Here is a 23003-nt window from a genome sequence, read left to right on the forward strand (position 1 = left end):
GGGGTGCCTTTTCCACCAGAGTTTCAAAAAGGAAGGGAAGAGAAATTGAGATTTTTTAGGTTTTCTAAAAAATTTTATTGACTACTTATTTGTTAAGTAGTAACTGTTTGTATAGCAAACAGGAGTCTATATGATCACACATTTGAAAATTAAGGATTTTGCCCTTTTTGAATCTTTGGAACTTTCCCTTTCGGATGGTCTCACTGTCTTCACTGGAGAATCTGGTGCTGGAAAATCATTAATTTTCGATGCATTGGCTTCACTTTTTGGAGGTCGTTGTTCCACAGCCAACATCAGACAAGGGAAGGAACGCTATTCCCTCCAAGCCGTTTTGTCACTCACGGGACAGAACTTGGCCAAAGACTATTTGATGGAACAAGGTTTTCGTTATACCGGTGATGAAATACTCATCACAAAAGAATTGATGAAAGACGGCAAAGCTCGGGTGAAGATTGGGGAGAGCCTTGCTTCCACCACCCACCTTCGGGAACTCGGTAAAACCATGGCGGAGATCCATTGCCAAAATGAGCAGTTATTCCTATTAGAAAAATCAAACCAATTGGAATTCCTCGATCGATTTGGAAATTTAGAATCTCTGAAGTTTAAATTCAAATCTGCATTGCAACAGTACAGACATTGGAAACAGAAACTTTCTGATTTTGAAGAAACCAGAAAAACGATGATGAAACGAAAAGAAATTTTGGAATACGAAGTGGAAGAAATCGAGGCGATTTCACCAAAGGAAGGAGAAGAAGAAAGCTTAAGTTCCGAAGAAAGTTTACTCGCAAACGGAGAAAAACTCGCGGAAAACTACCGTTTGGTGTTAGAAGAACTATCTGAGAAGGAAAATTCTATATTGAAGGTTTTTCCGAGTCTCATCCATGCCATCCAAAAAGTAACCATTCTCATCCCTGAAAAAAGGGAAATGCTTGAGGAATGGGAAGATGTGTATGACCGCCTTAAGTCTTTGAAGTCTGTGATCCGAGAGGAAGAGGAAGAACTTTTTTTTAGTCCCGAAAGGCTAGATATGGTGCAAGCTAGGCTTCAAGATCTCAAAAAATTGAAAAAAAAATACAATGTGAGTATTGGAGAAATCAACCAGCTTTTAGAGGAAAAAAAATCGGAACTAGAACGTTGGAAAGAACAAGCGGGTGATGAAGATTTCCTTCGAATCAAAAAAGACCAATGCCTTTCCGAACTAAAGGAGTTGGGATTCCAACTTTCGAAACTGAGACGAAATGCAATTTCTCAATTCGAAGAAGAAGTGCAAAGGGAAATGTCAGATTTAGGTTTAGAGGGAGGGAAACTCCAAGTGGTCCTCCGTTGGGAAGAAAATCCCGAAGGGGAAGTGGAAGAAGGATCCAAATCCTACTTTCTTTCCGAGTCTGGACTTGACCAAATTGAATTCTATTTCAGTGCCAACCCAGGTGAAAAACCAAGGCCTCTCCGAAAAGTGGCATCAGGAGGGGAACTCTCGCGTGTGATGCTTGCCCTTCGCAGTGTGCTTGGAAAACAGGCACCTTCCCCTCAAATGCTTGTGCTAGATGAGGTAGATACGGGTCTTGGCGGTGAAGCCGCAGAAGCCATGGCAGCAAAATTGAAAAAACTCGCACGGAATTCGCAAATCCTCCTCATCACCCATACCCAACAGGTAGCAGCGGCAGGAGACCACCAAATCAAGATCGAAAAACGGCAAGAAGGTGGTCGAACGGTATCCGAAGCTTCTACTTTGGACTTTGAGGAGAGAAAACGCGAATTGGCAAGGATGATTGGGGGAAAACAAGTCACCACTGCCGTTCTGAAAGCAGCAACGGACCTCCTTATGAAAAAAGCGGGTTAGTCCTTTAAAAATAGTATTTGGCGAAAAAGGGAAGACTGAAAACTCTATTCGTAATCCTCCAATGGGGTCTCATTCATGTCTTTTCCTTTCGCTAAATCAGATTCAATCATTTCATCGGTTCCTCCACAAACCATACCCATTTTAATCATTTTTGTTTCCATCGTAGGTTTTACCATCATCGTGGAACGACTTGTTTACTTTTGGAGATTAAAGAGTATCTCACAAGACCATTTCCGAAAGGTAAGGGAGCTTGCCCGTGAAGGCAAATGGGATGACGCAAAAGATGTTTTGACCCAAGAGGTCCAATCTCCCGCAGCAACCTTACTTCGTTTGGCATTTGATCTGAAACGCCGAGGAGTCGCTTTTTGGGAAGAGGACATTAGGCAAGAGGGCTTCCGTCAAATTTATTTGATGGAGCGTTACCTAACAGGTCTCGGTACAATTGCCACCATCGCTCCGTTACTCGGCGTGCTTGGGACTGTGATCGGGATTGTTCGTTCCTTTGCGGAAGGGGCGGGAACCCAAGGTGCAGAAGTGGGGATTTCAGAAGCTCTCATCACGACAGCGATGGGACTTGCCATTGCGATTCCAGCATATATTTTTTATAACGTTTTCACACGAATGAAGGAAGAAAAAATTACGGAAATGGAAAACGTAACGGATCTTGTTTTACCTCATTTGAATAAACGATAATCGAAAAATGAAATTTCGTAAATCAACAAAGTCTTTTAATAACATCGAATTGGCACCTCTTATCGATGTGATATCTTTTATTGTTATTTATTTTTTAATGAACGCAACATTAGAAAAGAACACTGCTTTAAAAGTTGAGTTACCTCGTTCATCGAGTGTTGCTAAAGAAAAACAAAAAGATGAACTTGTAATCACTGTAGACAAACAAGGTAAAATTTATTTGGATCAAAATTCTGAACCGGTTGCCTTGGATGGACTTACTGAAAAAATAAATAGTTTTTTAGGTCCGGAAAAAGAAAGGGATCCTAAAAAGAATAAAGTTATCATTCGTGGGGATGGTGGTGCATCCTACCAAGTAGTTGTTAAGGTGATTGATGCTGTGAATGCAGCTGGTGTCAGTCGTTTTAATTTAGCTATGGTAAAAGGCACATCTAAGTAATTTTTGAATATTCGAAAACATATCAAACTCTATAGTTTATTTCTTATCTCTCTTTTGATTTTGGTATCAACAGAGTGGGTTTCACTATGGTCAAATCGATCCGTTTACTTAGATAAAGTCATCACGAAAATAGAATTTAAAGGCAATATCAATACATCCTCAGATGATATTTTAGAATTAATGGATATGAGGCCTGGTGTCTCATTGTCACAAGGGTTACTCAATGCCGATATGCGGGCATTGTTTGTTTCTGGTTTTTTCTATCATATCGATATCCAAGGGGAAACAGATGGTGACGGAGTCAAAATTTTAGTCATCGTCAAAGAGCGTCCTCGCGTTAAGGACATTGATTTTATAGGGGCAGATGAAGTTTTCCCATCTGACCTTCGGGATAAAATTCCATTAAAAGAAAACGAAGTCATCACACCAAAAAAAGTAACGCTTTCGAAGGAAGTCATTTTAAAGAAATACCGGGATGAAGGTTTCTTCCTTGCTTATGTAAGATTTGAAACGGAGCCAGTAAACCCTGAAACAAATACGGTAAAGGTAAAGTTTATCATTGATGAGGGGGAAGAGATTCCCGTCAGTAAAGTCAATATATTTGGTAACAACGAAATTGATACCTATGACATCCAAGGGATCATGGATTTAAAGGAAAGTGGGATCATTGAATCGGGTGTGTTTAAAGAATCCGCTTTTGAATCGGATAAACAAAAAATTGCTGCTTACTTAAAATCTCGTGGTTATGTCGATGCGGAAATTAGCAATGAAGGGACTAATTGGGAGATACGTTGGGAAAATCCCAAGAAAAAAGACAAACGTGTTGTTATCGTAAACTTTAAAATCATTGAAGGGGAACAATACTTTTACAATGGTTATACGACAAATCATGATTTAACCATTGCTCCCAATGGAATGCCACAATTTTTAAATAAAGAAAATAACCCTATCGGTACACCAAAAGAGGAGTGGGCACCTGTTTACCCTGTTAAATTTTTGGAAGACCAATACGAGTTTGCCCCTGCCGATGTAGGTGAAGTTTTTGATGAAACAAAATTTCAAAAAGATAGAGCTTCGATCAACGAAGCGTATTCAGCAAAAGGTTATTTATTCGCGCAGGTAATTCCGAGGCGAAAGGTTGTAGAACTGAGTGATGTTTCCCTATCGAGGTATGAAAACTGTGATAAAAGAGGAAACACAGATGCTATTGCAGATTGTAATGAAGAATTCAATCGACTGAATATTGCAAGGCTTCGTAAATTGTATGAAGCCGAGCCAAAATTACGTGGCAAAAAATTCATCCACGTAGATTTTACAATTCGTGAAAATAATTTAGCTTTTATTGAAAATATTATCATCAAAGGGAATAAAAAAACCCAAGACCGGGTGATCCGAAGGGAATTATTATTCAAACCGGGAGATTTATTTAACTCTTCTCTTGTGAACAGGTCCAGAGAAAGGATCTTCAACTTAGGTTATTTTAAAGAAGTTAACTTTAATATGAGACCTGGTTCTGATGAAACAAAGATGAACCTGATCATCGAACTTGTGGAACAACCTACTGGAACTGTGTCTATGGGTGGTGGTTATGGAACGATAACAGGTTTTTCCATCTTTACTCAGTTAGGTGAAAACAACTTAAACGGAACCGGCCAGCAGATCACTGGTAGGATAGAATTTGGTCCGATCCGTAGGTATTTACAATTGTCTTGGACAGAACCATGGTTTATGGATAAACCTTGGTCGTTGACACTTTCTGCTTTTTATTCTTCCAGAACCTTGTTTGTGGGAGCAACTTCGATCACGGAAAACAATAACCAAGGGATTAAAGAAGTCGCTTCCTATGAAAGGACAGGAGTTGGGGTAAGTGCTGGGATCGGGCACCGGTTTTTAATCAACTGGACCCACTTCCATCGTTACTCACCATCCTTTTTTGCTTCAACTAGACCAACTTCTCTTGTGTCTGACCAGGTTCTAGCAGAGGTAGATCGGGGATGGCAATTTCGTTCTCAATTGACAAACGGGATTGCTTACGATAGCCGGGATAATATTTTTAATTCCACCCAAGGTTTTAATTTAATCTTTTCAATTGATAATGTTGGTCAGTATTTAGGTGGAGAAAGCCATTTTGATCAGTTCAGTCCTATATTAGAATATTACCATACTTGGTTTGATTATACATTTTTTGGACTCATTCGAAAAAATGCGCTTAGGCGATGGAGAGTGGTGCAACAATTCCGTACTTCTTCCGTATTTACTTATGAAAGAAAACCGAAGTATGGAAGCCAAGACAAAGAACGAATCCCATACATCCAAGTGCAAGATCGATTGTTCCTTGGGGGCTATGAATCCCTTCGTGGTTGGTTTTTTGACGATAAGTATTACCCAGATGAATGGAAGGATGGGGCGTCGAGCCGTGTTTTGTTCACCTCAGAGTTACGATTTCCAATTGAACCATCGTTATTATGGTTTGTTGTATTTTTTGATGCAGGATCCATGTTTGAAGAGATCAATCGTGCTGTTGGAGAAAGAAGAGAATTTTTTAAAAATTACGATAACTTAGTCCGAGCACAAAGATTTTCCGAACCTGTTGAAACCTATTTGTTCGAAAACTATAATTCGTTTGGTCAAAAATTACCTGATTCTCCGCTTGTAGTAAACGATCCAGGGAATCTAATCCTTTCTAGTAAAAACCTATCGATGTCAAATTTCCGTTTTTCATGGGGTTTTGGACTTCGGATTCAAATTCCAGTTTTACCTTTACGATTGTATTTTGCGCAAAGGATCCGTTATACGGGAGTGGAAGATCGTCCCTTCGGATTGTATCCTGATAATAATAGTTTTCAGTTTGTATTTGGAATTGGAGACATGCGTTTCTAAGTGGAGTTAGCCAGTCTAAACGATGAACAAAGATTAGCTGTTGAAACCGTAGATGGTCCACTCCTCATTTTAGCTGGTGCTGGTTCAGGAAAAACCAGAGTCATAACCTATCGAATTGCCAATTTAATTCTCAATCACAAGATTTACCCAAATCAAATCTTAGCAGTAACCTTTACCAATAAAGCGGCAGAAGAGATGAGAAATCGATGTCGCAGTTTGTTACCGGAAGGAACTGCGGAACCTTTGGTAAGAACCTTCCACTCACTTTGTTTGTATCTTTTGAGAAGGGAAGGAAAGGTTTTGGGATTAGGCAGTAATTTTACTGTTTATGATAGTGATATGCAAGAATCACTCATCAAAGAAATTTTAAAATCCAAAGATATGGACACAAAAGAATTTCGTCCATCTAGTCTAGCCAATCAATTCTCACAGGCCAAAGATTCATTTTTAACAGCGGAAGAATTTGCCAAAAAAAAAGTAGATGATGCTTATTCAAAAACGATTGCATCCGTTTTTTTAGAATACGAAAAAAGAAAAGACCTTCGGAATGCTTTAGATTTTGGAGATTTGATCTTAAAAACTGTAATTTTGTTTCGGGATTTTCCAGTGATATTGGAAAAATACCAAAGGTTATGGAAATACATCATGGTAGACGAATACCAAGATACAAACAAAATCCAATACCATTTGGTACAATCCCTTTCTTCCTTTCATAAAAATTTATGTGTTGTAGGTGATGATGACCAGTCGATTTATTCTTGGCGTGGCGCTGATATTTCGAACATATTAAATTTTAAAAAAGATTATCCAGAAGCAGTTGTTGTCAAACTGGAAGAAAACTATCGCTCTACCAGAACCATCATTGAATCTGCTGCAGCCTTAATCTCACATAACAAACAACGGACAAATAAAACTTTACGGACAGAAAATCCGTTAGGTGATAAAATTAAATTCACTTCGTTTCAAAATGAAATGGAAGAAGCAGAGGGAATTGTTCAAAAAATTCAAGTTGGTGCTCGAAAAGGTCAAAAGTATTCCAATTTTGCAATTTTTTACAGAACCAATTCTCAATCACGTTATTTTGAAGAAGCCCTTCGTAAACGTGCTATTCCTTATAAGATTTTTGGTGGCTTTCGTTTTTTTGATCGGAAAGAAGTTAAGGATTTGATTGCTTATCTTTCCGTGATTGTCAATCCTGTAGACTCTACTTCACTTTTACGGATCATCAATTCTCCACCGAGAGGGATCGGAGATACAACTGTGAACCGAATTCTTAAGTATTCAGTGGAAGAAGGATTGTCTTTGTATGAATGTTTACACAAACAAGTTCCTGATATCAAAAAAGGAACCTTACAGAAATTAAATTCTCTTTATCGTATGTTTGATTCCGAAATGGAAGATTTAGGAAAAAAAACACCTTCCGAAATTGCCTATGATGTTTTGGAACATTCTGGATACCGTGAATACTTAGAAAATGAAGGAACAGAAGATTCCTTTTCCAGACTTTCCAACCTAAATGAATTTGTGAATGCATTAAAAGAATATGAGGAAACCAATCCGGAGGCTACATTAGAAGAATATTTGAGTTCGATTTCACTCATCACAAGTGAAGAGAATACGAAAGATCTTCCTGATTACGTCATACTAATGACAGTACACAATGCCAAAGGATTAGAATTCCATCATGTGTTTATGGCGGGTATGGAAGAGGGAACATTCCCACATTTTTTATCAATTGATTCACCTGAAGGGATTGAGGAAGAAAGAAGATTGGCTTATGTTGCCATCACAAGGGCAAGAAAACATTTAGATATCAGTTATTCCCGATTCACTCGTAAATTTGGAGAAGTGGATGCAAGGTTTCCCTCTCAGTTTTTAGAAGAAATCCCAAAAGAGTATATGGAAGGTGAGTTTACTGAAACTAAATATGGAGTGAGAAGGCCAGAAGTCACTCCCCGTGCGGAACGGTTTCAAAAATCGGAAGAAAAATTTGAATCCATCCAAGCAAAGGTTGGCAATGGCGAGTTCCAAGTTGGCACTAAAGTAAGACATAAAGTCTACGGGGAAGGCCGAATTTTGAGCATTTCAGGATCTGGCGACAATCGAAAGGTGGAAGTTCGATTTGGATCTCATTTAGATAAAAAATTCTTATTGGCATATACACCATTAGAGATAATATCATGAGAAAATTAGGGGTAAACGTATGAACTTGTTTTTTAAATGGATTACAATCATCAGTTTGGGTGCAACGACTCTCTATTCACAACAAAACTCTGGTTTGACGGAAGAGTTTAGCCGATTAGAAGACCATATACGTAACCCAAAAATTTCAGACGAACAAAAGAAAAAAAATTTTGAAGCCAATATGGTTAATTCTGTTCGAAGCACTCTTTCGAAACGTTTTTCAAATCCCAAAAAAGAATTAAAAGATTTAAAATTCCAAGATTTGCAAACAGAACGTCCGGAAGGAACCAATACGTTTTATGTAAAATACAAAAACTATTATTTTCAATACCAATTTCCAGTTGATCCTGAAACCTACGTTACCTTGCCATCAGAAGAAATTGTTTTGGAAAAACCAGAAGGTTTAGACTTAAGTTCTGGTGCTCACAAAGAAGAAAAAAAGAATTAAGTTTCAGTAACCAAACATTAGGAAGGAATGGAAGAACAAGAGTTTCAGGAAGTATGGCGGTGGGTATTAGCAGTCGGTGATTCCATCTTAAATATCTATCGATCAGATTTTGAAATCCGTGATAAAGGTGGAAACGATCCCGTCACAGAAGCAGATTTGTATGCGAGTGAGTTTTTATTCGAAAAAATTTCAAAACATTTTCCAAGCCATGGTTTTTTATCAGAAGAAAAAACAGACACTAACAGTCGTTTGGATAAAGAATGGGTATGGATTTTAGATCCTATTGATGGGACTAGAGAGTTTGTAAAAAAAAATGACCAATTTGCGCTAAGCCTTGGCCTTGTACGAAATGGGGATCCAATTTGGGGCATCATTTTTAACCCGGCAACGGGAGAATTTTTCTCAAAAAGCAAACATAGTTTTTTTGCAAAACTCCAAGCACCCTACGCAACGGAAGAAAATTTTAGAACCTTAGTTGTAGAGAGTGCTTCCATTTTGCATCCGTTACAAGATGGAAAGGAAAGAAAACAGAAACCAATTTTACTCGTGTCTGTTTCTGAAATGAAAGAAGGTTTGTTCAGTGATCCATTTTGGAGTGAAGATTTTGAATTACGTGCCATGGGAAGTATTGCCTACAAACTCGGTTTATTATCTGCAGGATTTATAGACATCATTGTTTCTTTGAAACCAAAAAATGAATGGGATATTTGTGGTGGGATTTCTTTGTTAGACGAAGAAAACTTTATTTATTTTCCGTTAAAAGATAAACCCTATCAATTCAATCAAAAAACAACCTTAAGTTTTGGACTAGTGGCAGGAAAAAAATCTGCCGTGAATTACCTCGAATCGAAAATTGATTTCCACCAACTTTCTCTTAAGGTAAAAGAACGATGGTGAAAACTTATAAAATTGGTTTGGATGCACGACCTCTTTCCACTCGAGTTTCGGGTGTTGGCCGCCTCATTGCGGAAACTTTAAAAGCATTTCCAAATAAAGAAAAATATGAATTTTTCCTTTTTTCTCATTTGCCCATCCATTCTGATCATAAAAAAGTTTTAGAGTTATCCAATGTTCGGTGGGTAGAAGGTGGTGGTTTTTTGAAATGGAAGGGGGGATTGTATTACAATCTTTACGTTCCATTTTACCTGTTGACACATCGATTGGATTTGTTTTGGGGTTCTCAACAAGTATTACCTCCTTTTTTACCAAAGGACTTAAAAGCAGTATTAACTTATTGTGATTTGGTTTTGTATTTGTATCCCGATACGATGCGTTGGATTGCCAAAGTACAACAACGATTGTTTCAAAGTTATTCTGTTAGACGATCAAGTTTTATATTATCCATTTCCAAACAGACAAGTGATGATATGTGTAAAAAGTTTGGTTATCCAGTAGAAAAAACTGGAGTGGCCTATCCTGGAGTGAATCCAGAAGAAATGACAAAACTTTTGGATACTAAACTTTCCAGTCGTATCAAGGATTTAGGGACTGGGTTTCTCTTATCAGTTTCAACCATTGAACCCCGAAAAAATTATCCATTTTTATTAGAAGTATTTCGAGAATATAGGAAGTTAAATCCACACCATTACAGGCCTTGGGTCATCGTCGGAAAAATTGGTTGGGAATCTCCTGAATTCATTGAAGAGCTCATCCAAGAAAGGACACTTTACAAAGATATTTTCATTTTAGATTCGGTATCCGATTCTGAACTGCAACATGTTTACAAACGTGCTGGTTTGTTTTTGTTTGCAAGTAAGTACGAAGGATTTGGAATTCCGATGGTAGAAGCACTATTTCATAAGCTTCCCTGTATTGTTTCTGACATTCCCACCTTTCATGAAATTGGAAAAGATGGAGTTTTGTATTTTGCAACGAATGCCAATGAAGATGCAAAAAAGTGGGCCATGGCCATCGATTCATTTTTTCTGGATCCAAAACCAGTAGAAGTGCCAGTAGACCAATTTCGTTGGGAAAATGCCGCCAAAATTACAGAAACCGCCTTTCGGACTGTCTTAGAGGAAAGCGAATAAACCCCTCTTTTTGGTTACGACACCCGAAAAGAGAATTTTTGTTTTGTCACCTCTCGGCACTACATGTAAGTGGAAACGGTCTCTCGTCATAGCTTGGATTTCAGATTCCCAGTCTTCTGTATCGGATAAAAGTTTGATCCGATCACAAAGGATTTCTCCCTCCACAGTCCATGTGAGTTGGTATTTTTTTTTGCCACGAGAGAAACTGGAATTGGATCGGTTTCCATGAAACTTCCAAGTAACAGAAGTTTCATCCCCGGATTCGTAAGGTTCCGAAAGAGTTGGGATCATAGAAATTCCCTTTCCCTTCCAGTTTCCCTTTACGTAAGCATTCCATTCGTCTAAATTGGAGAAGTAGTTGTATATTAATGAATCCAAAAATGAAAACTGTGTTAATCCGTTTGATAGTATCCAGAATTTATCTTCTCGTTTTCCTTTCTTTCTTTTTTTGTAAACCTGAGAGCGTTACGGTAGATTTTTATCCAAACCCACTCCCAAAACTCACAGGAGATTCGGAAGCACTTTCTATTTGGAAAGGGAAAGTGATCGTTCTCGATTTTTGGGCTACATGGTGTGAGCCTTGTGCAAAGGCAGTACCTACGATCAATGAATGGAAAAAATCGGTATCGGAGGATGATTTTATTTTCCGAGGGATCAATACTGATGCATCAGAACCAATCGAAAAAATCAAAGAACACATGATCAAGTTGAAAATGGAATACCCCACCTTACTTGATAAAGACTGGAAAATGACTGATTTTTACCATGTAGAGGGGATCCCATGTGTCCTTGTTTTTGATCGTTCTGGAAAAATTGTGTACCGTCAGTACGGGTTGGAGCATGAGGACCTAACAGGTCTTGTGATCCGTTCCCATGTCTGGGCAAAATCGGATCTGCCATAATTGTGCAATGCGAAACAAATTTTTGGACGTATCTTGATTTCGATGACAAGAATGAAAATGTCTTGACTCATGTTCGTTAAAAAAGTCCCTTAAAGATACCTTTTACCGTTTTCTTTTCAGAAAGGAGTCAGAATCATGCCAGCCAATTTGCCCGAACTCTTCCAGCAGAGTGCTGAAAAATTTGGGAACCGCCCCGCATTTGTCAGTAAAGACGAATCGAAGTCCTATAAACCCGTTACCTTTAAAGAAGTCTATGAACTTGGTATCAACTTAGCAGAAGCACTCATTGATTTAGGTGTGAATGCAAAAGAAAATGTAGCCCTGCTCGCTGACAACCGATTGGAATGGATTGTTACCGATTATGGAATCCTTATGGCAGGAGCAGCAGATGTTCCGCGTGGGACCGATATTACGGATTCAGAAATTGTTTATATTCTCAATCACTGTGAAGCAAAAGTTGTTTTCTTAGAAAATGATAAAATGCTAGAGAAATTCCAAAAAAACCGTTCTCAGTTAGAATTTGCAAAAACCCTCATTGTCATGGATAAAAAATCCACTGCAACAGGTGTCCTCAAACTCTACGACCTCATTGAAAAGGGAAAAGAACTGAGAGCAAAAGGTTCTAAAAAAGCGGAAGATCGTATGAAAGCGATTTTACCAGATGATCTTTTCACCATCATTTATACTTCAGGGACTACAGGGATGCCAAAAGGGGTAATGTTAAAACACAGTAACATGATCCACCAAACAGAAGCAATCCTTGGTAGTATGATCGATATCAAGGCCGACGAACGTATGTTATCGATCCTTCCAGTATGGCACGTATTTGAAAGAGTATTTGAATACTTAGCCATTGCAGCAGGTTGCGCAACGTATTATACGAATGTGCGTGACCTTCGCGATGATATGAAAAAAGCGAAGCCAACGTTTATGGCATCAGCTCCAAGACTTTGGGAAAGTATCTATAACGGGATTTATACGAGAATTAATGATCCAAAACAAACTCCTGCCATTCGCCGGGGGCTTTTCAATTTGGCATATTTTTTCTCTAAACATTTTAATGCTGCAACAAGGTTTCTCAAAGGGAACCAAGTGGATTATGTTGGAAGAAATCCAATTGTATCTTTATTCAAAGGGATCTATTACTTCACGGTTGCTGTCCTTTTTGCCGTTCCTTACTTTTTACTCGACTTAGTGGTCCTTTCCAAAATCCGCGAAGCAACTGGTGGGGAATTAAAAGCATCTGTTTCGGGTGGTGGTGCCCTCCAAAGGCATGTGGATGCCTTCTTCAATGACATTGGGATCAATGTTTTGGAAGGGTATGGGATGACGGAAACGTCTCCTGTGATCTCTGTTCGAACCTTTAAAAAGTTAGTGCAAGGTTCTGTGGGTGTGATCACTCCAGAAACCGAAGTCCAAATCCGTGACGATTTGGGAAAAGTTCTCACTCATGTGGATGCTAACCAAAAACTTGTTTCTGGTAAGTATGGCCAAAGGGGTGTGATCCACATCAGAGGACCACAAGTGATGAAAGGGTATTACAAAAACCCTGAAACCACTGCCAAAGTTTTGAAAGACGGTTGGATGGACACTGGTGACATTGGAATGTTCAATTTCAAAAAAACACTCACCATCACTGGACGTGCAAAAGACACTGTTGTGTTACTGGGTGGTGAAAACGTTGAGCCAATCCCAATCGAAGACAAACTCACTGAGTCTCCTTTTATCTCTCAGTGTATGGTAATCGGGCAAGACCAAAAGAATTTGGGTGCCATTGTGGTGCCTGATTTTGACCAATTATCAGCTTGGGCAAAGGAAAATGGAATTAATGAGACTGATAAACAAAAACTCATTGAAAATCCGAAAGTCCTCGATTTCTACAAAAAAGAAATCAAAGCCCTCAACAACACAAAAACTGGCTTCAAATCCTTTGAACAGGTGACTCCTTTCATCCTCATCACAAAACCGTTTGAGGTGGGTGATGAATTGACGAATCTCTTCAAAATGAAACGACACTTGATCACAGAAAAATACAAAGACAAAATCGCAGCTCTTTACGCAGCCGATTAGTTTTTCGTTTCCGATAGAATCCTTCCGCTCCAAATGACTGGGGCGGAATTTACTCTTCTCTTTTTCCAAGTCCGTCGATACTCTAAATGTGAATCGTTTAGACGGATCTTTTATTTCTGCCCAATCCGGTGTCTTTTATCCCTACCAACACCAAGACTTTTATGCCATGGATTCCTTGTTTTTATCGCCATTCAAAGAAGAGGAAATTTGGGATTTCCAATCGATTACCCAAGTGCAACTGGGATTCCTTGGATTTTTAACACTTCGTGGGTATTTGCGAGAACAATTAGAAATGCCAAAAATCAAAGTGCGAGGCTTTTCAAAACACTGGCGTTCTTACTTAGCAAAAGAGAATTTTTTAGGAAATGATATCCCTTGGGAAACATTGGATTTCATTCCCAATATTGTGGGTGAAAAACCTCAGTTTGATTCCAGTTTCGGGAAAAAAGGCCATTGGGAAATAGAATTTCATTACGAAAAAAAAGAAGGAGATACGACGTCTCTATTTTTTGTGGCAACAAACAAACAGTCGGAAGGTGATGTTGCCATTAGCGATTTGATGAAAGATTTTTTAATGTATTCGCAAACAAATCATTATTTGGAAAGAGCCTATATTAGAAAGGAAAACTCTAGTTACTTGTATCTCAATGCAAAGGAAGCGAATCCACGTGTATTTTATAGAGAAAACAATTCTGAATTTCCTGCTTTTTTATTTTTAGTTGCAGAATTAAAAAACAAGTCGATCATTCACCCAAATTAAGTCCCATTAACACTTGTTTCAGTAAGTTGGCTTTTGTCTCTAAATGAGTGGTTTCTAATATCCTTTGTTTGGTTTTGAAATCAAAGTAAATTAAAGATGCTATAAAATCCACTGGGTAAGGGTGGGATAAAATTTGATTCATTTTTAGAATTAAATCTTCTTCTGCGCCTTCTGCGAGTAATATCCGTTTGGTGAGAACAAGTAGTTCTTCAATTTTTTCTTTTAGCTCTGCGGTTACGTTTTTGTTTCGTTCGTGTTCCCTTCTTGAAACTTGGGCGATATAAAAAGGTTCAGTGGAGCTGAGGCTTACGATTTCTGCTGTTCCAATGCCTTCTAAAATGATATTGGACCTACCATCAGGTAATGACTCTTTTTGGATGATATGTCCAAACCCAACCACTTCAGGAATGGGAGGTAGTCCATTGCCAGTCCACCCCTTCGGATAAGGAGCCATCCCCATTTCCCCACCATTTTCCAAACAAAAATCCAATAACATTCGGTACCGTGGCTCAAAGATATGTAAGGGTAAAAACATACCTGGAAACAGAAATACATCAGGCAAAGGAAAGAGTGGTAAGGGGAAGGTTGACACAGAGAAAGGTTTTAGATTCCATGTTTAGTTGTAAACCAATTCAAGGAATCGGCTTTGTTGAAAATCAAAAAATCTTCTCTCCAACAATCATTTTCCAAATTAACGAATACCAAAGTGCTCGTGATCGGGGATTTGATTTTAGATGAGTATTTAATTGGTTCGGTGGAAAGGATCTCACCGGAGGCACCAGTACCTGTTGTCTGGGTAAGGGACGAAAAACAAACTTTAGGTGGATCTGGGAATGTTGTCCAAAATTTAACTTCGATTGGTGTGAAAGGCATCGTTTTTGGAAGGATCGGTGACGACAAGGCAGGGGAAAATTTAGAAAGGATCTTACTTTCTAATTCTGTGGACAAAGAGGATTTGGTTTTACTCAAATCCAAAACGATTCCCACCATACTGAAAACAAGGATCATTGCCTCCCACCAACAAGTATGCCGTGTGGATCGAGAAGAGATCGTACCACTCACAACTGCCGAAGAAAACGAAATTTTAGTCCAACTGAAAGCAAAAATTAAGGATGCATCTGCCGTCATTTTATCAGACTATGATAAAGGATACCTCACTCCCTCTCTCATCCAATCCATCATTGGTGTCTGTAATGCTGAAAAAAAAATTGTAACCGTCGACCCACAGGTAAGTCATTTTTTCTTATACAAAAACATCCATATCATGACACCAAATCACCATGAGGCGGGAAAAGCATTGGGCAGAAAATTGACAACAGATGCAGAAATCGAAAACGCATGCCGTGAAATCGCAAAAGAACTTACCCCTGATGCAATGATGATCACAAGAGGGGAAAAGGGTATGTCCATTTATGAGAGGACAACGGATCGTTTTTATCATATCCCAACGGTTGCAAAAGAGGTATTTGATGTTACAGGAGCTGGTGATACTGTGATTACCACCTACACTGCATTTGTTGCGAGTGGGATGAGCATAGGCGAAGCGGCACTTGTTTCGAATGTGAGTGCGGGGATTGTTGTTGGAAAATTAGGTGCAGCCACTGTCACAAAAACTGAAATTGAAGAAGCCCTTCAAAATCTTGGGTATCTGGATGAACAAACATGAGTTTTTTTAGCGACCTCCAACATAAAATCATTCCAAATGAAGCCATCGAATCCAAACGAAAGGCTTTGGAAGGTAAAAAAATTGTTTTTACCAATGGTTGTTTTGATATCCTCCACCCAGGTCATGTAAGTTATCTAGCCCAGGCACGAGATTTAGGTGATCTATTATGGATTGGAGTCAATTCAGATGCTAGTGTTAGGCGACTCAAAGGGGAATCTCGACCGATCAATTCTTGTGAGGACCGAATGTTTGTCCTTGCGGCATTGTCTTCCGTTGATTTGGTTTCTAGTTTTGCAGAAGACACTCCTTTAGAAATCCTTAAGAAAGTAAAACCTTCCATCCATTCCAAGGGGGGAGACTACCAAGTGGAAACCCTCCCAGAATACCAAATTTTAAAAGAGATGGGAGCGGATATTCAAATTTTACCGTTTGTATCTGGAAAATCGACGACCAAGATTTTAGAAAAAGCGAAATCTCCTTCCTAAACGTATTGATTTTGGACCCAAATCCCGACAGTCTGTAAAAAACATTCTTTTTTGAGGTCCAGTTTGTCCAAGACCAGATATATATTCATTACCGGTGGTGTTTCTTCTTCCTTGGGGAAAGGGGTCACCGTTGCCGCTCTCGGTTGTTTGCTTGAAGCGAGAGGTTACTCCGTCTCTTTACAAAAAATGGATCCTTATATCAACATTGACCCAGGTACAATGAGCCCGTACCAACATGGTGAAGTGTATGTTACAGAAGATGGTGCAGAAACCGATTTGGACTTAGGATACTACGAACGATTTACCAAATCAAAGTTCTCAAGAAAAAATTCAGTCTCAACTGGGCAAATTTATCATGCAGTCATTGAAAGGGAACGTAAAGGGGATTATTTAGGACGAACAGTTCAAGTCGTTCCACACATCACAAATGAAATTCGAAATCGTATATATAACCTAACGCGCGATCAAGAAACAGATTTTGTCATTGTGGAGATTGGGGGAACGGTTGGTGACATTGAATCCATCCCTTTTTTAGAAGCAATTCGGCAAATGCGTTACGAACATGGCAGTAACCAAGTTTTATTCCTTCATTTAACGCTTGTTCCAACAATCACGGCCGCAGGGGAAGCTAAAACAAAACCAACACAACACTCCGTAAAAGAGTTACTTGCACTTGGGATCCAACCTGATGTTCTGATTTGCCGAATCAATAAACCAATGTCAAAAGAGATGAAAAATAAAATTTCTCTTTTTTGTAACGTTAAAGAACAAAATGTAATCTCCGCTGTGGATATCACAACTTCAATATATGAAATTCCTTTGATGTATAGGGAAGATAAATTGGATGAAGTTGTTTTGAATGCTCTAGGAATGGATTTACGAAAACTTAATTTTTCCCAATGGGAAAATATGGTTAAAAAAATTCGTAATACAAAAAAGACCGTAAAAGTTGCGTTAATTGGTAAATACATTTCTTTACAAGATGCATATCGTTCGGTGTATGAATCCTTAGCCCATGGTGGAATTTCCAATGATGTGGAAGTGGATGTCGTCAAAATCAATCCAGAAGACATTGATTCCAAAAATATCAAAGAACACTTAAAAGGTGTTCATGGGGTTTTAGTGCCAGGTGGATTTGGGGAGCGAGGCATTGAAGGTAAAATTGCGGCCATCCAATATGCAAGGACAAAACAAATTCCATTTTTTGGAATTTGTTTGGGAATGCAATGTGCAGTCATTGAATTTGCACGCCACGTATTAGGATTTAAAGATGCAAACTCCACTGAATTCAAACCGAATGTAGAATATCCAGTGATTTCCATGATTGAAGAACAAAAGGAAATCGAACGAATGGGGGGAACGATGCGGCTTGGTGCTTATCCTTGTGTGGTTAAAAAAGGAACTTTAGCGCATTCAGAATACAAGGCAGATCGGATTTCCGAACGCCACCGCCACCGTTTCGAATTCACATTACGATACAAAGATGATTTTGAGAAAAAAGGAATGAATTTATCGGGATTTTCACCTGATGGCAGTTTGGTGGAAATAGTTGAGATTCCAAACCATCCTTGGTTTATGGGTGTACAATTCCATCCTGAATTTCAATCCAAACCAACAGACCCACACCCACTCTTTGCTGGTTTTATCAAAGCAGCTTCGAAACTAGCTAAAAAAACGGAGGATTAAGATGTACGATTTAATTGAAGAAAGAGATTTTTTCGGAAAAAAAATTGGAGGGCGTCATCCGTTTTTTCTCATTTCAGGACCATGTGTAATGGAGAACAAAGACTTACTCGATAGAGTTTGTGGTGAGATGAAGGGTATCTGTGATGAGTTAGGGATTGTTTATATTTTTAAGTCTTCCTTTGACAAAGCAAATCGATCTTCGATCAATTCGTATCGTGGTCCTGGTTTGGAAGAAGGTAGGAAACTCCTTGATTTTATCAAAAACAAATACAATGTTCCCGTGCTTACTGATATCCATGAAACCATCCAAGTAGATCCCTTAAAAGACACGGTAGATATTTTCCAAATCCCTGCCTTCCTTAGTCGCCAAACGGATCTGATTGCCAAAGCTGCGGAAACAGGAAAGTGGGTGAATGTAAAAAAGGGTCAATTTATGGCACCTGATGACACAAGGCATATCAAAACCAAAATCCAGGAATCAGGTTCGGAAAAATATATGGTAACGGAACGTGGTGCTAGTTTCGGTTATGGGAATCTAGTGTTTGACCTTCGTGGCATTCCAATGATGCACAAACATGGAATCCCGATTGTGTTTGATGGAACTCACTCTGCCCAACTCCCTGGAGCAGCAGGTAACATAACAGGGGGACTACGAGAGTTTATCCCTCATATGATGCGGGGAGCGGTTTCTGTTGGTGTGGAAGGACTTTTTATGGAAGTCCATCCGGATCCCGAAAAGGCATTGTCGGATGCAACCACACAATTCCCGTTAGCCAAAGCCAAAACTCTTTTGACACAACTTTTGGAATTAGACCGTTTGGTGAAAACAAAGTTCCTCGAGGACTAACCACTTCCCATGAAAACGAAGGTTTGGACATTGTGTTTGCTTTTGGTTTTGTCCACTTGTAAAGACAAGGAATACCTTCGTATTGAAGTGGAAAAAGAATCTGGTTCGATGGTTTCGATGAGAAATTTTAGCCGTTCTTCTTATAAAGAGTCTGGAGAATTGGAATGGAAATTGAAAGGTGATGAATCCTATATCTTTCCTAAAGAAAACAAAACCATTGTATATGGTTTTGCATTCAATCAATTTGAAAAAGGGAAAGTGACTTCCATGATGACGGGTGATCGCGGGGAAATCAACCACCAAACCAAAACAGTTTTACTTGAAGGGAAAGTTCGTTTGAAAACAAACGATGGAAAATTCATCGAATCAGAATCGTTAACCTACAATTTGGATGAAAAAACTTTATCCTCAGAAGCGGACGTTGTGGTTTATTCAGATGGGACAACCATACGTGGCAAAGGCCTTCGGGCAGATAAAAGTTTAAATAAATTTACCATCATCCAACCGAAAGCCATTACCGTTGGTGGCACAAACCCACTGAAGGAAAAACCATGAAATCTGTATTGGGAATCCTTTGTTCTTTCTTAGTCGTGGGCCAAATGATTGCATCTCCAATTCCCATTTTGTATGGCACCGAAGATTTTTTAAAAAAGGAAAACTCCCTTCCCTTTTTGGAAACTAAAAAGGAAAAAAAGGATAAAATTCCAATCATCTGGGGTGGGAGTAGTTTGACCCAAGAAGAACGTTTGATCAATGGATTTCCAGTAAAGGTATTTATCTTAGGTGGTGGTGCATACATTATGCATAAAACCATCAAACTCAGTGCCAGAGAAATTGAAATCATTGGGGAAGAAGCCTTACTTGGAAATTTGAAAGGCCAAGTCATCGTGGAAGACTTTCAGAACGGAGTCACACTCACAGCGACTCGTGGCATTTATGATAAAATGGCAGGCACTGTGAGTTTAGAAAACCAACCCGTTTTGACTCAGAAAAAAGATGGGAAGATAGTCAAAATCAAATGCCAATCCATTGTTCGGAATTTGGAAGAAGCCAAAACAACTCTCTCGGGAAAGGTAGTTGTAACTTCTGATGAATTCCAAGTTTTTGGGGAAGATGCTTTGTTTACAGAAAAGGAAGATCGAATTGATTTAAAGGGAGAACCTTTTTTGTTTTCTGAAAATCGATTTCTCATTGGACAAACCCTCTCCTATTTTGTGAAACAAGGTAGCATCCAATTGGACGGAGATGCTACCATTTACCAAGTGAGTTATGAAAACAAAAAAGATAAGGAAAAAGAAGTGGTATCCAAGGAGCGAGTGGTCACAATTTTTTCCGGGAAAACTTTAACCCATCTGAACCAAGGTAAGGAAACAGTGACATCCATGAAAGGTGATGCCTATATGTTTCGAAATAATGCAGAGTTCAAAGCGGACTTATTAGAAAGTAGAAAGAATAATAAAGAAATCAAAGCAACGGGGAATGTCAGTTATTTAGATAAAGAAAATGGATATCGGATGGAAGGAGGGGTCTTGTTTTATGATAAAGAAAAAGGATATTCCTATCTATCCGAAAGTCCTAAAATTGTTTTTTTAAACAAAAAAGATTTGGTAGAACGAGGGCAATTGACCTCAGTTTTTATCGAACGATTTGATGAACGAAATGAAACGGTAGCTCGGGGTGATGTACAAGTGGAAACACAATCGGCAAAAGCTACTGGTGAGTTTGCAACATATTTTGAAAAGAAAGATGAATTGGTGTTGGAAGGAAATCCAACTCTCGTAAGGGACAGTACAAAGGTCTCTGCAGGGAAAATCATATTGTTTCCAAAATCGGACAAAGCCTTATTAACAGATGGGCTAAAGGTAATCCCGAATGGTGAAAAAAAATAAACCAACATTAAAAAAGAAGGATATAGATGATCCGAATGTAAAAACATTTCGGATGGAAAATTTAGTTAAAATCTATAACAAACGTAAGGTTGTAGATGGTGTAAGTTTTTATATCAAAAAAGGGGAAATTGTTGGGTTACTCGGACCAAACGGAGCTGGTAAAACTACTAGTTTTTATATGAGTGTTGGTTTTGTTACCCCAGATGAAGGCCATGTTTATATTGATAATGAAGATTTAACAAAAGCACCGATGCACATTCGCGCAAGGATGGGAGTGGGTTATCTTGCGCAAGAAGCAAGTATATTCCGTAAACTAACAGTTGCTGAAAACTTAGAAGCAATTCTCGAAACAATGAATTTGCCTGGCGACGAAATCATTCGAAGGCGTGATGAACTATTAATGGAATTACAGATCATGCGTGTGGCAAACCAAAAAGGATATACACTTTCTGGTGGTGAAAGGAGAAGGTGTGAGATAGCAAGAGCCCTAGTGACAAACCCCGACTTTATTCTGTTAGATGAACCTTTCGCAGGTGTTGACCCGATTGCGGTAAAAGATATCCAAAACGTAATCCAATCTTTAAAGGAAAGAGGGCTTGGAATTTTGATTACTGATCATAACGTACGAGAAACTTTAAAAATTACAGATCGAGCTTATATCATGTATAGTGGACGGATTTTGATTTCAGGAACGGCCGATGATTTAATCAATGACCCGGAAACAAGACGAATTTATTTAGGTGAGGATTTTAAACTTTAAATGAAACTCGGGGCTTCAGTTTCTTTACGCCAAACGCAAAAACTGGTTATGACCCAGGACTTACGTCAGTCCATAGAACTATTGTCACTTTCTACATTAGAACTTTCAGATAAAATCCAAAACGAATTATTGGAAAACCCACTTCTCGATGAAGTGGGTGTGGATGAAAAATCCAAAATGCCAGAACTTTTTTCCATCGATGAAGTAAAACGATTGGAAAAACTCAATCATGAAAAAAGTACTGATGTCAATTGGCAAGACAGTTACTCATTGGAAGGCCCAAGGTCTTACGATTCCGAAGCAAGTGACAGAAACCAAAAGTACATCGAATCTTCAACTCGTGGGGAAACATTAGAAGAACACCTTTTAAATCAATTACGACTGATCAAACTCACTAAATTAGAATTTGAAATCGGTGAAGTTCTTATCAGTATGATTGATGATAAAGGATTTATCACAGACGACTTATCACAAGTTTCTAAAGAAATGGGTTACCCCGAACCTAAATTAAGAAGAGTTTTGCAAGTGATCAACGAACTCGATCCCATTGGGATTGGTGCAAAAGACATGCAAGAAACCTTACTCATCCAAGGTCGGATATTGTTTCCTGATAACGTCGTATTGCATCAGTTAATTGGTGAGTTCCTTTCAGATTTAGAAAAAGTAGATTATAAAAAAATTGCAAAAAATTTAAAAATCACAGAAGAAGAAATTTTAAATTTAGCAAGGTTGATTAAAAAATTAGAACCATACCCTGCCACAACCTACCAAGGTAGAAAAATAGACTATGTTGTTGCCGATGTGGTTGTGAAGGAAGTAGGAAACGAGTTTAATATTTTTATCAACGACGAGTGGTTACCAAAACTCACCATCCAAGAAGAATACAAAGAACTCCTCAACCACAAACTCCCTCCGAAAGAAAAGGAATACTTCCAAACCAAATACAGTTCTGCGCAGTGGCTCATCCGCTCCATCCAACAAAGAAGACAAACCTTACAACGAGTGGTCAGTTGTATCATTGATTTCCAAGTGGATTTTTTTCGGGGTGGGATAGGATTTATCAAACCACTTACTCTGAAGGAAGTGGCTGAAAAATTAAGTTTACATGAATCAACAATTTCAAGGATCACAACGAATAAATACATCCAAACGACTTGGGGAATATTTGAGTTAAAATGGTTTTTTTCCTCTGGTGTGAAATCGGCTGAAGGTGGAAAAGAAAGTTCTAAAAAGATCCATGAAATCATTCGCAATTTGGTCAAAGAAGAGGATGAAAACAATCCTTTGTCTGACCAAGACATTGTGGAACTGATGGAGAAAAAAGGTATTGAAATTGCCCGAAGGACAGTGGCAAAATACCGAAAGGTTTTACGAATCCTTCCATCGAACGAAAGAAAACGAATGAGTTCACTCAAGGGGTAGGC

At 38.7% G+C, this 23003-nt stretch carries 21 protein-coding genes; 19 read left to right on the forward strand and 2 right to left on the reverse strand.

What is annotated here, in order from left to right:
* The first annotated feature begins 130 nt into the window (after positions 1-130).
* From recN to LEP1GSC202_RS01810, 8 genes are all read left to right on the forward strand, one after another.
* Positions 131-1840, forward strand: a complete 1710-nt coding sequence (gene recN / locus LEP1GSC202_RS01775; RefSeq protein WP_015675754.1) for a DNA repair protein RecN — start codon at positions 131-133, stop codon at positions 1838-1840.
* Positions 1841-1915: 75 nt separating this feature from the next.
* Positions 1916-2533 (forward strand): MotA/TolQ/ExbB proton channel family protein, encoded by a 618-nt coding sequence (locus LEP1GSC202_RS01780; RefSeq protein WP_039927833.1) that lies wholly within the window; start codon positions 1916-1918, stop codon positions 2531-2533.
* A gap of 7 nt (positions 2534-2540) precedes the next feature.
* The gene (locus tag LEP1GSC202_RS01785; protein WP_015675770.1) at positions 2541-2972 is read left to right on the forward strand and encodes an ExbD/TolR family protein; all 432 of its coding nucleotides are present in this window, start codon (positions 2541-2543) and stop codon (positions 2970-2972) included.
* Positions 2973-2975: 3 nt separating this feature from the next.
* The gene (locus tag LEP1GSC202_RS01790) at positions 2976-5852 is read left to right on the forward strand and encodes a BamA/OMP85 family outer membrane protein (protein ID WP_015675857.1); all 2877 of its coding nucleotides are present in this window, start codon (positions 2976-2978) and stop codon (positions 5850-5852) included.
* Positions 5853-8036: an ATP-dependent helicase gene (locus LEP1GSC202_RS01795; RefSeq protein WP_015675918.1), complete on the forward strand. Its 2184-nt coding sequence runs from the start codon at positions 5853-5855 to the stop codon at positions 8034-8036.
* Positions 8037-8055: 19 nt separating this feature from the next.
* Positions 8056-8484 carry an LIC11625 family surface-exposed protein gene (locus tag LEP1GSC202_RS01800; RefSeq protein WP_039927834.1) on the forward strand — a complete coding sequence of 143 codons (429 nt, stop codon included), beginning with the start codon at positions 8056-8058 and terminating at the stop codon, positions 8482-8484.
* A gap of 27 nt (positions 8485-8511) precedes the next feature.
* Positions 8512-9381 carry a 3'(2'),5'-bisphosphate nucleotidase CysQ gene (locus LEP1GSC202_RS01805; protein WP_015675996.1) on the forward strand — a complete coding sequence of 290 codons (870 nt, stop codon included), beginning with the start codon at positions 8512-8514 and terminating at the stop codon, positions 9379-9381.
* Positions 9375-10514, forward strand: a complete 1140-nt coding sequence (locus LEP1GSC202_RS01810) for a glycosyltransferase family 4 protein (protein ID WP_015675833.1) — start codon at positions 9375-9377, stop codon at positions 10512-10514. The genes LEP1GSC202_RS01805 and LEP1GSC202_RS01810 overlap by 7 nt, the downstream gene beginning before the upstream one ends.
* Here the strand turns inward: LEP1GSC202_RS01810 and LEP1GSC202_RS01815 are convergent.
* Complete coding sequence (locus tag LEP1GSC202_RS01815) at positions 10497-10805, reverse strand: hypothetical protein (protein ID WP_015675907.1); 309 nt, start codon at positions 10803-10805, stop codon at positions 10497-10499. The two genes, LEP1GSC202_RS01810 and LEP1GSC202_RS01815, sit on opposite strands and share 18 nt — an antisense overlap.
* An 89-nt stretch (positions 10806-10894) precedes the next feature.
* Between LEP1GSC202_RS01815 and LEP1GSC202_RS01820 the strand changes: the two genes are divergently transcribed.
* The 3 genes from LEP1GSC202_RS01820 (at position 10895) to LEP1GSC202_RS01830 (ending at position 14246) form a co-directional block, all read left to right on the forward strand.
* The gene (locus LEP1GSC202_RS01820) at positions 10895-11416 is read left to right on the forward strand and encodes a TlpA family protein disulfide reductase (protein ID WP_039927890.1); all 522 of its coding nucleotides are present in this window, start codon (positions 10895-10897) and stop codon (positions 11414-11416) included.
* A gap of 135 nt (positions 11417-11551) precedes the next feature.
* Positions 11552-13486 carry an AMP-dependent synthetase/ligase gene (locus tag LEP1GSC202_RS01825; RefSeq protein WP_015675759.1) on the forward strand — a complete coding sequence of 645 codons (1935 nt, stop codon included), beginning with the start codon at positions 11552-11554 and terminating at the stop codon, positions 13484-13486.
* A gap of 88 nt (positions 13487-13574) precedes the next feature.
* Positions 13575-14246: an LIC11631 family protein gene (locus LEP1GSC202_RS01830; protein ID WP_015675972.1), complete on the forward strand. Its 672-nt coding sequence runs from the start codon at positions 13575-13577 to the stop codon at positions 14244-14246.
* Here LEP1GSC202_RS01830 and LEP1GSC202_RS01835 read toward each other — a convergent pair.
* Positions 14230-14781, reverse strand: a complete 552-nt coding sequence (locus LEP1GSC202_RS01835) for an LON peptidase substrate-binding domain-containing protein (RefSeq protein WP_341830634.1) — start codon at positions 14779-14781, stop codon at positions 14230-14232. The genes LEP1GSC202_RS01830 and LEP1GSC202_RS01835 overlap by 17 nt on opposite strands.
* Positions 14782-14892: 111 nt before the next feature.
* On the opposite strand from LEP1GSC202_RS01835, the gene rfaE1 reads away from it, so the two are divergent.
* The 8 genes from rfaE1 (at position 14893) to rpoN (ending at position 23001) form a co-directional block, all read left to right on the forward strand.
* A complete protein-coding gene (rfaE1, locus tag LEP1GSC202_RS01840) occupies positions 14893-15912 on the forward strand; it encodes a D-glycero-beta-D-manno-heptose-7-phosphate kinase (protein ID WP_425256004.1) in 1020 nt (339 codons plus the stop codon).
* A complete protein-coding gene (rfaE2, locus tag LEP1GSC202_RS01845; protein WP_015675751.1) occupies positions 15909-16397 on the forward strand; it encodes a D-glycero-beta-D-manno-heptose 1-phosphate adenylyltransferase in 489 nt (162 codons plus the stop codon). The genes rfaE1 and rfaE2 overlap by 4 nt, the downstream gene beginning before the upstream one ends.
* Positions 16398-16460: 63 nt before the next feature.
* The gene (locus tag LEP1GSC202_RS01850) at positions 16461-18083 is read left to right on the forward strand and encodes a CTP synthase (protein WP_039927839.1); all 1623 of its coding nucleotides are present in this window, start codon (positions 16461-16463) and stop codon (positions 18081-18083) included.
* A 1-nt stretch (position 18084) separates the two neighbouring features.
* On the forward strand, positions 18085-18930 hold the full coding sequence (gene kdsA, locus LEP1GSC202_RS01855) for a 3-deoxy-8-phosphooctulonate synthase (protein ID WP_015676009.1): 846 nt from the start codon (positions 18085-18087) through the stop codon (positions 18928-18930).
* Positions 18931-18939: 9 nt separating this feature from the next.
* Positions 18940-19485: an LPS export ABC transporter periplasmic protein LptC gene (lptC, locus tag LEP1GSC202_RS01860; RefSeq protein WP_015675825.1), complete on the forward strand. Its 546-nt coding sequence runs from the start codon at positions 18940-18942 to the stop codon at positions 19483-19485.
* Positions 19482-20819 (forward strand): LptA/OstA family protein, encoded by a 1338-nt coding sequence (locus LEP1GSC202_RS01865; RefSeq protein ID WP_015675737.1) that lies wholly within the window; start codon positions 19482-19484, stop codon positions 20817-20819. The genes lptC and LEP1GSC202_RS01865 overlap by 4 nt, the downstream gene beginning before the upstream one ends.
* Before the next feature lie 52 nt (positions 20820-20871).
* Positions 20872-21579, forward strand: a complete 708-nt coding sequence (gene lptB / locus LEP1GSC202_RS01870; RefSeq protein WP_039927891.1) for an LPS export ABC transporter ATP-binding protein — start codon at positions 20872-20874, stop codon at positions 21577-21579.
* The gene (gene rpoN / locus LEP1GSC202_RS01875) at positions 21580-23001 is read left to right on the forward strand and encodes an RNA polymerase factor sigma-54 (RefSeq protein ID WP_015675875.1); all 1422 of its coding nucleotides are present in this window, start codon (positions 21580-21582) and stop codon (positions 22999-23001) included. It begins immediately after the preceding gene.
* Positions 23002-23003: the final 2 nt, after the last annotated feature.

The organism is Leptospira yanagawae serovar Saopaulo str. Sao Paulo = ATCC 700523, assembly GCF_000332475.2.
Classification (GTDB): Bacteria; Spirochaetota; Leptospiria; order Leptospirales; family Leptospiraceae; genus Leptospira_A; species Leptospira_A yanagawae.